Below are 12684 nucleotides of genomic sequence, written 5' to 3'. Positions count from 1 at the left end.
GTCGCGACCCCCCGGGCCGGCGCGCCCAGGCCCGCGCCGGCCCGGGGGGTCGCGACCGTCTCCGCATCCACCGGCTCGGTCTGGCCGCGCCGCAACCTGGCCGCGCGGTTGACGACCCTGCCGGCGCAGACGAAGCAGGTGCTCATCGTCGGCACCACCAGCAGCACGACCACCTACGCGACCCTGGAGGCGTACGAGCGGGGTCGGAGTGGCTGGACGCCCGCCTCGGCGTTGGTGCCCGCCCGGATCGGCTCCAAGGGGTTCAGCGACAACCACGTGGAGGGTGTGCCGACCACGCCCACGGGCGTCTACTCGATCGGCGCCACCATGTACGGCATCGACGCGAACCCGGGCGTGCGGTACCCGTACCACCGGCTGGTCAGCGGCGACTGGTGGAACGAGAACCCGTCGTCGCCGGCGTACAACACCTTCCAGCACAGCTCGACGAACCCCGGCGGGGCCAGCGAGGCGCTGTGGCAGGAGGTGCCCGCGTACACACACTTCGCCGTGATCACCTACAACATGCCACCGAACGTGTCGAAGCCGGTGCCGAACGCGGGCAGCGGAATCTTCCTGCACCAGTTCAGCACCAGCGCCGGCAACGCCACCGCCGGCTGCGTGTCCCTCGCACACGATGACCTGGTCGACGTGCTGACCTGGCTGGACCCGGCGCTGTCGCCGCGCATCGTGCTCAGCCCGTACGCCCAGATGCGCCGCTACTGAGCCGAGCCCGGCGCGGGCCGGTGGATCAGGAGACCTCGCCGCCGCGGACGATCGCCACCGCCACCCGGCAGAACTCGTCCATGTCGGGGTTGAAGCCGGCCGCGATGTCGGGATGGAGCCCGGAGCGTGTCTCGTCCAACAGGCGCTGGCAGACCTGCTCGACCGGCTCGCCGGCGTAACCGGCGCGGACCCGGTCGGTGGCGGCCTGGAGCGCCGAGGTCAGCTGGTCCTCCAACGGGCCGCGCAGCTTCTGCTGCACCGGATCCAGCCCGCGCGGGTCGAGCGTGACGTGTGGCTCCGACATGGTGCTCCCTTCGTCGGCGTCGGCGGTACCCCACCGCGTCCGTCGGTCAAACCTCAGCCGGTACGGCGGCGACCCGCACCTGGTACGAGAAGTCCTCCGCCGGCTCCTCGTGGTACGACAACCGGCGGATCTGCCGGTCGTCGTCGAAGAGAGCGACGTCCACCAGGACGCCGAGGTGGGCCAGGCCGATGCTGGTCACCCGCTTCTTGTCCTGCAACACCGCACAGACGCCGCCGAGCAGGGTGCTGGCGTCGGCCGTACGGTGCCCGGGCGGGCAGCGCAGGACCAGGTCGACCTCGATCGGGCCTTGCAGCGGCGTCCAGCCGGTGTGCTGGGCCGCCGCCAGGGCGGCCTGGAGCAGGGTGCGGACCCTCGTCGCCTGCCGGTGTCCGGCGGCGAAGATGGACAACGCTTCGGTCTTGACCGGTGGCAGGCCGCTCACCTCGAACGTCAGGGCGAGAGCGCGGGTGTCCTGCACGACGGCACCTCCTCGTTGGGACGATCCTGCCGAACCGGGGAAATGGCGGTGGGACTTCCCGCGATTACCAACCGAACGGGCAGGTCGGGGTCGGCCGGAGGCGTGTCGACGTCGGCGGCGAACGCGCTGGCTGTGGCGCTAGGAAGACGCTAGCCGACGGTGCCCGCGCTGGGTAGTCGGTCGCTCACCCGATGGGACGCGGCGCGAAGGCGCAGAACTCGTTGCCCTCCGGGTCGGCCAGGACCCACCAACGGCTCTCCTCCTCCGGCTCGCGCAGCAGCGTCGCGCCCGCCGCGATCAGCGCCGTCGGCTCCGGGTCGGCCAGGTCGACGTCCCAGTGCATCCGGTTCTTGACCGTCTTGGGCTCGGGCACCGCGTCGAACACCCAGTGCTCCCAGGGGAATCCGGAGGCGCCCACCACCGACGCGGTACCGGAGCCGTACTCGGCGGTGCCACCGACCACACCGGCCCACCAGGTCGCCTGGGCCGCCGGGTCGGCAGAGTCCACGACCAGTTCGAACGGGCCCGGCCGGGTGCCCTCGCGGGCCGGAAACCCGCAGAACGGGTTGCCCTCCGGGTCGGCGAGCACCCACCAGGTCACGTCCGCGGACGGTGCGCGGACCAGCCGGGCGCCGGCCGCGAGCAGCGCCGACGGCTCCGCGCCGGCCAGCCGCAGATCCAGGTGTACGCGGGTCTTGCCGATACGCGGCTCGGGCACCTGGTTCACCCAGATCGACTCGGCGCCCGAGCGGGCGGCACGAGGATCGACGCGGGTGTCCTCGCCGCCGGCGTCGGCCACGTCCGCGTCGAGGATCCGGGCCCAGAAGGCACCCAGCATGCGGGCGTCGGAGGCGTCCAGGCAGAGGTCCTTGAAGCGCGCGATCACCGGCACAGCATGCCGGGTCCCCGGCCGTCGGGTGCGCCGCTGCGGCCGCCGTGCCCAAAGTGACGTCGCGCACACCGGGCCGCTCGTCCGGGTCCGCGTCGGCGTCAGGTTTCGCGACTTCGCAGCTCGGGCAGTGTGAAGGCCACGAAACGTCCGGGTTGGCCGCGCCGTTGGTCCTGAGCCCCGGCCGTCTCGCCGTGCGCCGGGGCGCGGTGCCCTTCCCCGGCTGCTGGCCGACAAGAGGGGAGGGGTGATGAGCGACCCTGACGAGGCCCGACGTCGACGGCGACCACGGGTACGCGCGGTGGCGGCAGCCACCGCGCTGACGCTGGTGGCGCCCATGGCTGCCTGCGGTTCCGGTGACGCTGGTGGCCCACCGACGATCAACCTGTACTACCCGCCGGAGCAGAACCTGCAGAAGGTCGTCGACGACTGCAACGCGCAGGCCCAGGGGCGGTACGAGATCGCCTACCGGGTGCTGCCCCGACAGGCCGACGACCAGCGAGTGCAGATGGTGCGCCGGCTGGCTGCCGAGGACACCGGAATGGACGTGCTCGGCCTGGACGTCACCTGGACCCAGGAGTTCGCCAGCGCCGACTGGATCCGCGAGTGGACCGGCCAGGACAAGGCCGAGGTCGAGCAGGGCACCCTCGCCGGGCCGCTGGACACCGCCCGCTACGAGGACAAGCTCTTCGCGGCGCCGAAGAACACCAACGTCCAGCTGCTCTGGTACCGCAAGGACCTGGTGCCGCAGCCGCCGAAGAGCTGGGATCAGATGATCACCGCCGCCCAGCAGCTCAAGGACCAGGGCAAGCCGTACCAGGTGCTCACCATGGGCGCCCAGTACGAAGGCCTCGTCGTCCTCTACAACACCCTGGCCGAGAGCGCCGGCGGAAAGATCCTCAACGACGACGGCACGCAGGCCGTGATGGACGACGGCACGGTCCGGGCGCTGGAGCAGTTGCAACGCTTCGCCACGTCGGGCGTGACCTCGCCGTCGTTCACCAACGCCACCGAGGACCCGGTCCGGCTGGAGTTCCAGTCCGGTGCGGGCGCCTTCCAGGTGAACTGGCCGTTCGTCTATCCCGCCCTTCAGGAGGCGAACCCCGAGCTGGCGAAGCAGGTCGGCTGGGCCCGGATCCCGGGTGTCGACGAGAACACCCCCAGCAAGGTCACCATCGGTGGGGTGAACCTGGCGGTCAGCTCCTACTCCAGGCACCCGGAGCTGTCCTTCGAGGCGGCCCGGTGCATCCGCGACGCCGAGCACCAGAAGTTCTCCGCCATCAACGACGGCGTCCCGCCCACCATCGAGGCGGTCTACGACGAGCCGGAGATGACCGAGGCGTACCCGATGAAGGACACCATCCTGGAGGAGCTGAAGGAACCGGCGACCCGTCCACTGACCCCGGCCTACCAGAGCATCTCCACCGTGCTGTCGGCGATCCTGTCGCCGCCGTCGGAGATCCGTCCGCAGCAGACCGCCGACGAGCTGCGCTCCGCCATCGCCGACGCCCTCCAGTCCAAGGGGGTCCTTCCGTGAGCATCAACGCCACGCCAACAGGTGCGGACACCGCCGTCGAGGAGACCGAACGGCACGCCACCGTCCCCGCCCAGCGCGGCAGCCGCCGCAAGGCGCCGCTGAGCGAGAACAAGAAGGCCGAACGGAAGCTCGGTTGGCTGCTCTGCGCGCCCGCCGCGCTGGTCATGGTCGCGGTGACCGCGTACCCGATCATCTATTCGGTCTGGTTGTCCTTGCAGCGCTTCGACCTGCGCTTCCCCGACGAACGCCAGTTCATCGGGCTGGAGAACTACGTCACCGTGCTCACCAACGAATTCTGGTGGACCGCGTTCGGGGTGACCATGCTGATCACGGTGGTCACCGTGGCCGTCGAGCTGGTGCTCGGCATGGGCCTCGCGATCATCATGCACCGCACCCTGGTCGGGCGCGGCCTGGTCCGGACCTCGGCGCTCATCCCGTACGGGATCGTCACGGTGGTCGCCGCGTTCTCCTGGCGGTACGCCTGGACGCCCGGCACCGGCTACCTGGCCGACCTGTTCAGCGACGGCGCGCCGCTCACCGAGCGGGCCAGCTCCCTGGCGATCATCATGCTCGCGGAGATCTGGAAGACCACCCCGTTCATGGCGTTGCTGCTGATGGCCGGGCTGGCGCTGGTCCCTGAGGACCTGCTCAAGGCCGCCTCCACCGACGGTGCCACCGCCTGGCAGAAGTTCACCAAGGTGATGCTGCCGGTGATGAAGCCGGCGATCCTCGTCGCGCTGCTGTTCCGCACCCTGGACGCGTTCCGCGTCTTCGACAACATCTTCGTGCTGACCGCCGGTGGCAACGAGACGTCGTCGGTGTCGATGCTCGCCTACAACAACCTGATCCGGGGTCTGAACCTCGGCATCGGCTCGACGATGTCGGTGCTGATCTTCATCACCGTGGCGATCATCGCCTTCGTCTTCGTGAAGTTGTTCGGCACCGCTGCTCCCGGCAGCGACGACGGGGAGAGGCGCTGACATGGCAACCGGTACCGAAACCACCACCCGTGCCCGGCTGCGCTGGGGCCTGCTGGACGTTCTCGTGGTCGTCTTCGCGCTGGTCCCCGTCCTGTGGATCGCGTCGCTGTCGTTCAAGACGCCGGCCACCATCACCGACGGGAACTTCATCCCCCGGGAGTGGACGCTGGACAACTACCGGACGATCTTCGACACCGACCAGTTCGTCCGGGCGCTGATCAACTCGATCGGCATCGCCCTGATCGCCACGCTCATCGCGGTGGTGCTCGGCGCGATGGCCGCGTACGCGATCAGCCGGCTGGACTTCCCCGGCAAGGGGCTGCTCGTCGGCGTGTCCCTGCTGATCGCGATGTTCCCGCAGGTGTCGCTGGTGTCACCGCTGTTCGAGATCGAGCGCCAGCTCGGCCTCTTCGACACCTGGCCCGGCCTGATCCTGCCGTACATCACCTTCGCGCTGCCGCTGGCGATCTACACGCTGTCGGCGTTCTTCAAGCAGATCCCGTGGGACCTGGAGAAGGCGGCGAAGATGGACGGCGCCACCCAGGGGCAGGCGTTCCGCCGGGTCATCGCCCCGCTGGCCGCGCCCGGGCTGTTCACCACGGCGATCCTGGTCTTCATCTTCTGCTGGAACGACTTCCTGTTCGCCATCTCGCTGACCTCCACGGAGCGGTCCCGCACGGTGCCGGCCGCGCTGTCGTTCTTCACCGGCGCGTCGCAGTTCGAGGACCCCACCGGGGCGATCTGCGCCGCCGCCGTGGTGATCACCGTTCCGATCATCCTGTTCGTTCTCTTCTTCCAGCGCCGCATCGTGTCCGGCCTGACCTCCGGCGCAGTCAAGGGATAGGTGAGTAGTCATGGCTGACATCGTGCTCGACAAGGTGAGCAAGAAGTTCCCGGACGGGACCGTCGCCGTGCAGGACGTCGACCTGGAGATCGCCGACGGCGAGTTCGTGATCCTGGTCGGCCCCTCGGGCTGCGGCAAGTCCACCACCCTCAACATGATCGCCGGTCTGGAGGACATCAGCTCCGGCGAGCTGCGCATCGGCGGCCAGCGGGTCAACGACAAGGCCCCCCGGGACCGGGACATCGCCATGGTGTTCCAGTCGTACGCCCTGTACCCGAACATGACCGTGCGGGAGAACATGGCGTTCCCCCTGCGGCTCGCCAAGCTGGACAAGGAGACCATCAACTCCAAGGTCGACGAGGCGGCGAAGGTCCTGGAGCTGACGTCCCTGCTGGACCGCAAGCCGGCCAACCTGTCCGGCGGGCAGCGGCAGCGGGTGGCGATGGGCCGGGCGATCGTCCGGCAGCCGAAGGCGTTCCTCATGGACGAGCCGCTGTCCAACCTGGACGCCAAGCTGCGGGTGCAGATGCGCACGGTGGTGTCCCGGTTGCAGAAGCAGCTCGGCACCACCACCGTCTACGTCACCCACGACCAGACCGAGGCGATGACCCTCGGCGACCGGGTCGTGATCATGCGCGGCGGCGCGGTGCAGCAGGTCGGTCCGCCGCAGGAGCTGTACGACCACCCGCGCAACCTCTTCGTGGCCGGCTTCATCGGCTCGCCGTCGATGAACTTCCTGCACGCGGCCGTACAGGACGGCAGCCTGCGGACCGCACTCGGCGACGTGCCACTCGGCGACCGGATCCGCCGTGAGCTGGAGGCGGCCGACGCGCCGCGCGAGCTGATCCTCGGCATCCGTCCCGAGCACTTCGAGGACGCGGAGCTCGTCGACGAGGACACCCGCCGCCGGGGCCTGGAGTTCGAGGCGCCGGTGGAGATCGTCGAGTCGATGGGTTCGGACAAGTACGTGTACTTCACCGTCGAGGGGGAGCGGGCCAGCGCCGCCGAGCTGGAGGAGTTGGCCGCCGACGCCGGCGCGTCCGACTTCAGCGGCGCGGGCAGCAACCTGGTCACCCGGTTGTCGGCCGAGTCGGCGGTGGCCGAGGGGCAGTCGCGCCGGGTCTGGTTCAACCTGGAGAAGATCCACCTGTTCGACCCGACCAACGGCCGCAACCTCACCCTGCACGAGGGCCGCGCGGCCGGCGCGCTCGCCGACTGAACGGCGTCCATCGTGGTGGGGCCGGCGGGTTCGCCCGCCGGCCCCGTCATGTCCTGCGCCGCGTGCGCGGCCGTGGCAAGGTGGTCGAAGGTCGCGTCGTGAAGCGGGGTACGGATGAACCGACGACTGGCCGCGCTGGCCAACGCGCACGGCGTGTCCACCTGGTACGAGGACTGGCGGCACCGCCGCGTCGAGGTCGCGCCGGAGACCGTCGTCGGCGTGCTCGGGCTGCTCGGCGTCGACGCCACCAGCCCGGCGGCTGTCGCCGACGCGCTCACCGCCGCCCGCGCCGTCGACCGGGCCGCTCTGCCGGCGACCGTGGTGCTCACCCACGGCACCCGTCGGGCGCTGCCCGGCCCGGGCGTGGTGACCCTGGAGGACGGTGGTCGCCGCCCGGTCGACGGCGAGCTTCCGGCGGACCTGCCGCTGGGCTGGCACCGGTTGGCCTGCGTCGACCGGGAGGTGACGCTGGTGGTGGTGCCCCGCCGGCTGCCGGTGCCGCCGCGCGCCTGGGGCTGGATGCTCCAGCTCTACGCGCTCAGGTCGGAACGCTCCTGGGGCATGGGCGATCTCGGCGACCTCGCCGAGCTCACCGGCTGGGCCGGTGCCACCGGCGCGGGCCTGGTGCTCCTCAACCCGCTGCACGCGGTCGGGCCGGCGCGCCCGGTGGCCGCATCGCCGTACTCGCCGGCCAGCCGGCGCTTCGTCAACCCGCTCTACCTGCGGGTCAGCGACACCGCCGCGTACCGGGCAGCGGATCCGGCGACCCGGGCGGTGGTCGACGCGCTGCGCCCCGACCGCGGCGACCTGATCGACTACGACGAGGTGTGGACCGCCAAGCGGCACGCGCTGGAGCTGCTGCACCCGTACGCCAACCCGGTGGACCTCGCCGCGGACCCGGCGCTGACCACGTTCGCCACCTGGTGCGCGCTGGCCGAGCGGCACGGCAACGACTGGCGGGCCTGGCCGCCGGAGCTGCACCAGCCGGACGCCCCGGCGGTCGCCGAGCAGCGCCGCCAGCTGGCCGACCGGGTGGCGTTCCACGCCTGGCTGCAACACCTCTGCGACGAGCAGCTCGACGCGGTCACGGCGGCGGCCCGGGCGGCCGGGATGCCGGTCGGGGTGGTGCACGACCTTGCCGTCGGCATCGACCCGGGCGGTGCGGACGGCTGGCAGCTCGCCGACGTGCTGGCCCAGGGGGTCCGGGTCGGCGCACCGCCGGACGACTTCAACCAGCTCGGCCAGGACTGGGGCCTCGCCGCGTGGCGGCCGGACCGGCTCGCCGACACCGGGTACGCGGCCTACCGGGACATGCTGCGGCGAACCCTGCGGCACGCAGGTGGGCTGCGGGTCGACCATGTCGCGGGGCTGTGGCGACTGTGGTGGGTGCCTCCGGGCGCCGGCGCCGCCGAGGGCACCTACGTCCGCTACGACGCCGAAGCGATGCTGGGCATCCTCGCCCTGGAGGCGCACCGGGCCGCGGCGGTGGTCATCGGCGAGGACCTCGGCACGGTCCAGCCGGCGGTCACCCGGGGGCTGCGCGGGCGCAACATGCTCGGTTCGACCGTGCTGTGGTTCGCCCGGGACGACGACGGCGGCTTCGTCCCGCCGGCGCGCTGGCCACGCAACGCGCTGGCCACCATCTCCACCCATGACCTGCCGACCGCGCCCGGGTTCCTGACCGGTGAGCACGTCCGGGCGCGTGACGAGCTGAAGCTGCTCACCACCGACGTGGCGGCGGAGCGGGCACGCGCCGCCACGGAGCGGGAGCGCCTGCTGGGGATGCTGCGCGCCGAGGCGCTGCTGCCCGACGCGGGCGAGTCGGCCCGGCCGGATGACGACGAGGTGGTGGTCGCGATGCACGCCGCCCTCGCGGCCAGCCCGACCCGGTTGCTCGGCGTCTCCCTCTACGACGTGCTGGGCGAGGTGCGCCAGCCGAACATGCCGGGCACGGTGGACGAGTATCCGAACTGGCGGCTGCCGCTGCCGGCCACCGTGGCGGAGATCCGTTCGGATCCCCGGGTGGCCCGGATCGTCGAGTTGCTCACCGCGGCTCGCCCGCGACCGGCCAGTCGAACCGGGGTGCCAGACCGAGGAACTCCGCGTACCGATCCAGGGCCTGCTCCACCCGGGCGCGTTCACCGGCGTTCAGCGGCGTCAGCGGCTGGATCGTCACCGTGACCGCGGCGCGGGCGATGCGCCGCTTCCACAGGCCCACGACCCGGCCGGCCCGCACCACGGTGGCCTGGAAGATGCCGTTGTTGCCGGGCACGACGGCCGCCTGGTGCGCGGGGTCGAGCATCAGGGCCCGGTCCCGGTAGCCGAGCAGGTATTCGTCGAAGCCGGGCAGCACCAGCACGTCGTCGACCGGTGTGCGCGGCGCGTCGGCCAACGCCGCGTCGACGTACATCTCCTCGCCGTCGACCCGCACCCCGGTCAGCGTGTCGCCGGCGGCAGCCAACCCGCGCCGCGCGTCGGTCAGGGTGAGGCCGGTCCAGCCGGCGAACTCGCGGGCGGTGACCGGCCCGTGCCCCCGCACGTAGCGGTGGGCGAGCAGGGCCAGCGCCTCCTCCCGATCCAGCAGGCGGGGCCCGGGCGCCCACTCGTCGAGCAGCGCGAAGGTCTGCTCGGTACCGACGTTCGGCGCCAGGCAGGTCACCCCGCGCACGCTGGCGTACCACAGCAGGTGGTATCCGCGCTGGCTGTCGGTGTCCAGACCGGCGGCCCGCAGGGTGGCCAGGCACTGCGCCCGGGTGAGCCGGCCGCCGCCGGCCAGCGCCGTGCCGAGCACGTCCACCGCGCGGTCCGCGTCGGCGTCGGTGAGGCCGAGCTGCGCCCGGCGGGTCGCCGCGCTGGCCAGCGACCGGACGCCGGTCACCTCCAGCATCCAGCGCGCGTCGGCGGGCGGAACGAGATGCACGGTGCCGCGCATGGGCCACGTGCGCAGCGCCTCGCGCCGCTCCAGCGCCGCCTGCACGTCGGCCATGGTCCGCCCGGGCAGCCGCGCGCCGAGCGACCACAGCCCGCTGGCCAGGTCCTGCGCCTGCATCGCGCCGAACCACTCGACCACCTCGGCGACGGTGCCGGGTCGCGTGGTCGGGTGCGGGCGCAGCAGCAGGCTGGTCATCCGCAGCGCGAGCGCGTCGGCGGCGCCGAGGTCGGCAGGCATCGGTGGGGCTCCTTCCGGTTGCCGGGCCGCCAGCCTAGGGCCACCCACCGACGCCGGGGTCGGCGTGACACCCCACAGCCCGCAGCCCGCAGCCGCCCGGTCGCGGTTGGGGGCATAACGGCCGTGGCAGTGGGAAGGCGGCCGGCCGGAAGTGCGCGCGCCGCGCGTGCGGAAGGGAGTGTCATGACTGCCGCAAGCGAACCGGCCCGAGGCGCCGGGTCCCAGACCCACCGGGGGGCCACCGGTGCCAAGACCAGCGCGGCTGCGACCTTCGCCCTGGTCTTCGGGGTGTCCGGTCTGATCAGCGTGTTGACCGCGATTCTGGCCTGGCTCGGCCTGGTGCTCGGGATCATCGGGATCATTCTGGGCATCGTCGGGCTGAAGATGGCCGCCCGACCAGGGGTGACCGGCCGGGGCGTGGCGATCGGCGGCCTCGTGCTGAGCATCCTGGCGGTGCTGATCGGCCTGGGCCTGGCCGCGGGCATCACCACCTTCATCAACAATGAGGGCGCGGTGGACCGCCTCCAGCAGCAGGTCGACGACCTGCGCGACAAGCTCGACTGATACCGGTGGCGGGCGTGGCGCCCACCGCGTGCGGTGGGCGAGGCGTCCTCTGCGAGCCTGTGGGGCACCTCGGCCCGTCACATCGGGTGACCTGGGGCGCGCTCCCAACCACGGCCCCATTCCCCTTTGCTCTGCTTACCTGGGCGCACCAGTTACACAGGGTTCGGCCCCGCCGAGCGCCTCCGCGACGTAATCCCTGCTCAACGCGGTGGTGCATCCGAGTAAGCAGAGCAAAGGACGCGCTTCAAGTGGGGCGAGGTGTCCTGGACTTCACGCCTGGTGACATCGTCTTCGGTAACAGGATGTGTCCGACGGCGGGCGTGGCCGGAGATCACAGTAGGGTGGGCGAGTGCTCCGCCAGGTCACCGCGATCCGCTACGTCACCCCGCTCCGCGAGGGTGGCTCGCTGCCCGGCGTGGTCGAAGCCGACGACCTGGGCACGTACGTGGCGAAGTTCCGAGGCGCTGGGCAGGGGCCCAAGGCGCTGGTCGCCGAGGTGATCTGCGGTGAGCTGGCCCGCCGGCTGGAGCTGCGGGTGCCGCCGCTGGTGATGCTCGACATCGACCCGGTGATCGGGCGGGCGGAGCCCGACCAGGAGGTGCAGGAGCTGCTGCGCAACAGCGGCGGGGCCAACCTCGGCATGGACTTCCTGCCGGGCGCGTTGGGCTTCGACCCGGTCGCGCACCCCGTCGACCCGATGCTGGCCTCCCGGGTGCTGTGGTTCGACGCGTACGTGGAGAACGTGGACCGGAGCTGGCGCAACCCGAACCTGCTGGTCTGGCACCGGGAGCTGTGGCTCATCGACCACGGCGCCTGCCTGTACTTCCACCACAACTGGCCGCGCGCCGCCGCTGCCGTGCACCGGGCGTACCGGGCCGAGGACCACGTGCTGGCGCCGTACGCCTCCCGACTGGCCGAGGCCGACGCCGAGCTGGCACCCCAGGTCACCCCGGAGCTGCTCACCGAGGTGCTGGCGCTGGTGCCCGAGGAGTGGCTGACCGCCGCCGACTTCGACTCGGCCGACGCGGCGCGGGAGGCGTACCTCGCGCACCTGTCCGCCCGGGTCGCCCGCCGCGCCGACTGGCTGCCGCAGGTGAGCGCGACATGAGGCAGCCATTCGAGTACGCCGTCATCCGGCTGGTGCCCCGCATCGAGCGCGGCGAGCAGATCAACGTCGGGGTGCTGCTCTACTGCCAGCAGCGCGACTTCCTGGCCGCGCGGACACACCTGGACACCGACCGGGTCCGCGCGCTGGCGCCCGACCTCGACCTGCCGGCGGTGGCCGCGGTGCTGGAATCCTGGGACCGGACCTGCGCCGGTGACGGACCGGCGACCCGGATGCGGCTCGGCGAGCGGTTCCACTGGCTGGCCGCGCCGCGCAGCACGATGATCCAGACCGGGCCGGTGCACACCGGGCTCACCGCCGACCCGGCGGCGGAACTGGAGCGACTGATGGCGGCCCTGGTCCGCTGAACGGGGCGTGACCGGCCGAGCGACCCCTGACCGCGCTACGCCAGCCCCGTTGCCGGCGGAGCGCGATCCCCCGTTCAGGCGCCCGGCGCGGGGCGGCGGATGGGCTTCCCGTCGGCGCCGGTGACATCAGGATCGCGGTCCGTGGCGGCCGGGGGACCACGACGTTCGTGAACTTGCGCAGAATTTGAGCCGGGCGGTCGGCCCGTTGGCGGCAGCCGGCGCGCGCCGGCTGCCGTTTGGCGAGGCAGGCACGGGGTAGTCGCGGGCGCTGACTCAGACGAGAAGGGGAACATCTGATGGCTGCCCAGACGAAGGTAGCGGTGATCTACTACAGCGCCACCGGCACCACGTACCAGTTGGCGCAGGCCGTGTGCGAGGCCGCCGGGGACGCCGGCGCCGAGGTCCGTCTGCGCAAGGTGCGCGAGCTGGCGCCGGACGAGGCGATCCGCTCCAACTCCGGTTGGCACGCGCACCAACTGGAGACCCAGGACGTGCCCGAGGCAA

At 71.9% G+C, this 12684-nt stretch carries 13 protein-coding genes and 1 pseudogene; 10 read left to right on the top strand and 4 right to left on the bottom strand.

The window, feature by feature from the left end:
* On the top strand, positions 1-723 hold a 723-nt coding region (locus EAD98_RS20175), incomplete at its 5' end, for a L,D-transpeptidase (protein WP_121655611.1).
* Between the two features lie 25 nt (positions 724-748).
* Here the strand turns inward: EAD98_RS20175 and EAD98_RS20170 are convergent.
* The 3 genes from EAD98_RS20170 to EAD98_RS20160 form a co-directional block, all read right to left on the bottom strand.
* Positions 749-1027 carry a hypothetical protein gene (locus tag EAD98_RS20170; RefSeq protein ID WP_121655610.1) on the bottom strand — a complete coding sequence of 93 codons (279 nt, stop codon included), beginning with the start codon at positions 1025-1027 and terminating at the stop codon, positions 749-751.
* Between the two features lie 46 nt (positions 1028-1073).
* A complete protein-coding gene (locus tag EAD98_RS20165) occupies positions 1074-1505 on the bottom strand; it encodes a hypothetical protein (protein ID WP_121655609.1) in 432 nt (143 codons plus the stop codon).
* A 184-nt stretch (positions 1506-1689) separates the two neighbouring features.
* A complete protein-coding gene (locus tag EAD98_RS20160; protein ID WP_147457450.1) occupies positions 1690-2391 on the bottom strand; it encodes a VOC family protein in 702 nt (233 codons plus the stop codon).
* Positions 2392-2644: 253 nt separating this feature from the next.
* Here EAD98_RS20160 and EAD98_RS20155 point away from each other — a divergent pair, with 253 nt between their 5' ends.
* The 5 genes and pseudogenes from EAD98_RS20155 to malQ form a co-directional block, all read left to right on the top strand.
* A complete protein-coding gene (locus EAD98_RS20155; RefSeq protein WP_121655607.1) occupies positions 2645-3931 on the top strand; it encodes an ABC transporter substrate-binding protein in 1287 nt (428 codons plus the stop codon).
* Positions 3928-4911, top strand: a complete 984-nt coding sequence (locus tag EAD98_RS20150) for a carbohydrate ABC transporter permease (protein ID WP_121655606.1) — start codon at positions 3928-3930, stop codon at positions 4909-4911. Before EAD98_RS20155 ends, EAD98_RS20150 begins: the two co-directional genes overlap by 4 nt.
* 1 nt (position 4912) lies before the next feature.
* Positions 4913-5755 (top strand): carbohydrate ABC transporter permease, encoded by an 843-nt coding sequence (locus EAD98_RS20145; RefSeq protein WP_121655605.1) that lies wholly within the window; start codon positions 4913-4915, stop codon positions 5753-5755.
* A gap of 10 nt (positions 5756-5765) precedes the next feature.
* Entirely contained in the window at positions 5766-6974 is a 1209-nt protein-coding gene (locus tag EAD98_RS20140; RefSeq protein ID WP_121655604.1) for an ABC transporter ATP-binding protein, read from the top strand.
* A 114-nt stretch (positions 6975-7088) separates the two neighbouring features.
* Positions 7089-9008, top strand: a pseudogene (gene malQ / locus EAD98_RS20135) (4-alpha-glucanotransferase); the annotation flags it as partial.
* Between the two features lie 10 nt (positions 9009-9018).
* Here malQ and EAD98_RS20130 read toward each other — a convergent pair.
* Positions 9019-10143, bottom strand: a complete 1125-nt coding sequence (locus tag EAD98_RS20130; RefSeq protein WP_121655603.1) for a winged helix DNA-binding domain-containing protein — start codon at positions 10141-10143, stop codon at positions 9019-9021.
* Between the two features lie 183 nt (positions 10144-10326).
* Here EAD98_RS20130 and EAD98_RS20125 point away from each other — a divergent pair, with 183 nt between their 5' ends.
* From EAD98_RS20125 to EAD98_RS20110, 4 genes are all read left to right on the top strand, one after another.
* Positions 10327-10707, top strand: a complete 381-nt coding sequence (locus EAD98_RS20125) for a hypothetical protein (protein ID WP_121655602.1) — start codon at positions 10327-10329, stop codon at positions 10705-10707.
* A 349-nt stretch (positions 10708-11056) separates the two neighbouring features.
* A complete protein-coding gene (locus tag EAD98_RS20120) occupies positions 11057-11815 on the top strand; it encodes a HipA family kinase (RefSeq protein ID WP_121655601.1) in 759 nt (252 codons plus the stop codon).
* A complete protein-coding gene (locus EAD98_RS20115; protein WP_121655600.1) occupies positions 11812-12180 on the top strand; it encodes a DUF3037 domain-containing protein in 369 nt (122 codons plus the stop codon). The genes EAD98_RS20120 and EAD98_RS20115 overlap by 4 nt, the downstream gene beginning before the upstream one ends.
* A 296-nt stretch (positions 12181-12476) precedes the next feature.
* A partial coding sequence (locus tag EAD98_RS20110; RefSeq protein ID WP_199723470.1) for a flavodoxin domain-containing protein occupies positions 12477-12684 on the top strand: 208 nt, incomplete at its 3' end.

The organism is Micromonospora sp. CV4, from assembly GCF_003667455.1.
Taxonomy (GTDB): domain Bacteria; phylum Actinomycetota; class Actinomycetes; order Mycobacteriales; family Micromonosporaceae; genus Micromonospora.
The sequence above is the reverse complement of the archived record's forward strand: the minus strand, read 5'-3'. Positions and strand labels throughout refer to the sequence as shown.

What these genes read in the sequence shown, in the direction of transcription:
- EAD98_RS20170 (WP_121655610.1), bottom strand. Translation starts at nt 1,027, where the DNA reads ATGTCGGAGCCACACGTCACGCTCGACCCGCGCGGGCTGGATCCGGTG.
- EAD98_RS20145 (WP_121655605.1), top strand. Translation starts at nt 4,913, where the DNA reads ATGGCAACCGGTACCGAAACCACCACCCGTGCCCGGCTGCGCTGGGGC.
- EAD98_RS20140 (WP_121655604.1), top strand. Translation starts at nt 5,766, where the DNA reads ATGGCTGACATCGTGCTCGACAAGGTGAGCAAGAAGTTCCCGGACGGG.
- EAD98_RS20155 (WP_121655607.1), top strand. Translation starts at nt 2,645, where the DNA reads ATGAGCGACCCTGACGAGGCCCGACGTCGACGGCGACCACGGGTACGC.
- EAD98_RS20130 (WP_121655603.1), bottom strand. Translation starts at nt 10,143, where the DNA reads ATGCCTGCCGACCTCGGCGCCGCCGACGCGCTCGCGCTGCGGATGACC.
- EAD98_RS20115 (WP_121655600.1), top strand. Translation starts at nt 11,812, where the DNA reads ATGAGGCAGCCATTCGAGTACGCCGTCATCCGGCTGGTGCCCCGCATC.
- EAD98_RS20125 (WP_121655602.1), top strand. Translation starts at nt 10,327, where the DNA reads ATGACTGCCGCAAGCGAACCGGCCCGAGGCGCCGGGTCCCAGACCCAC.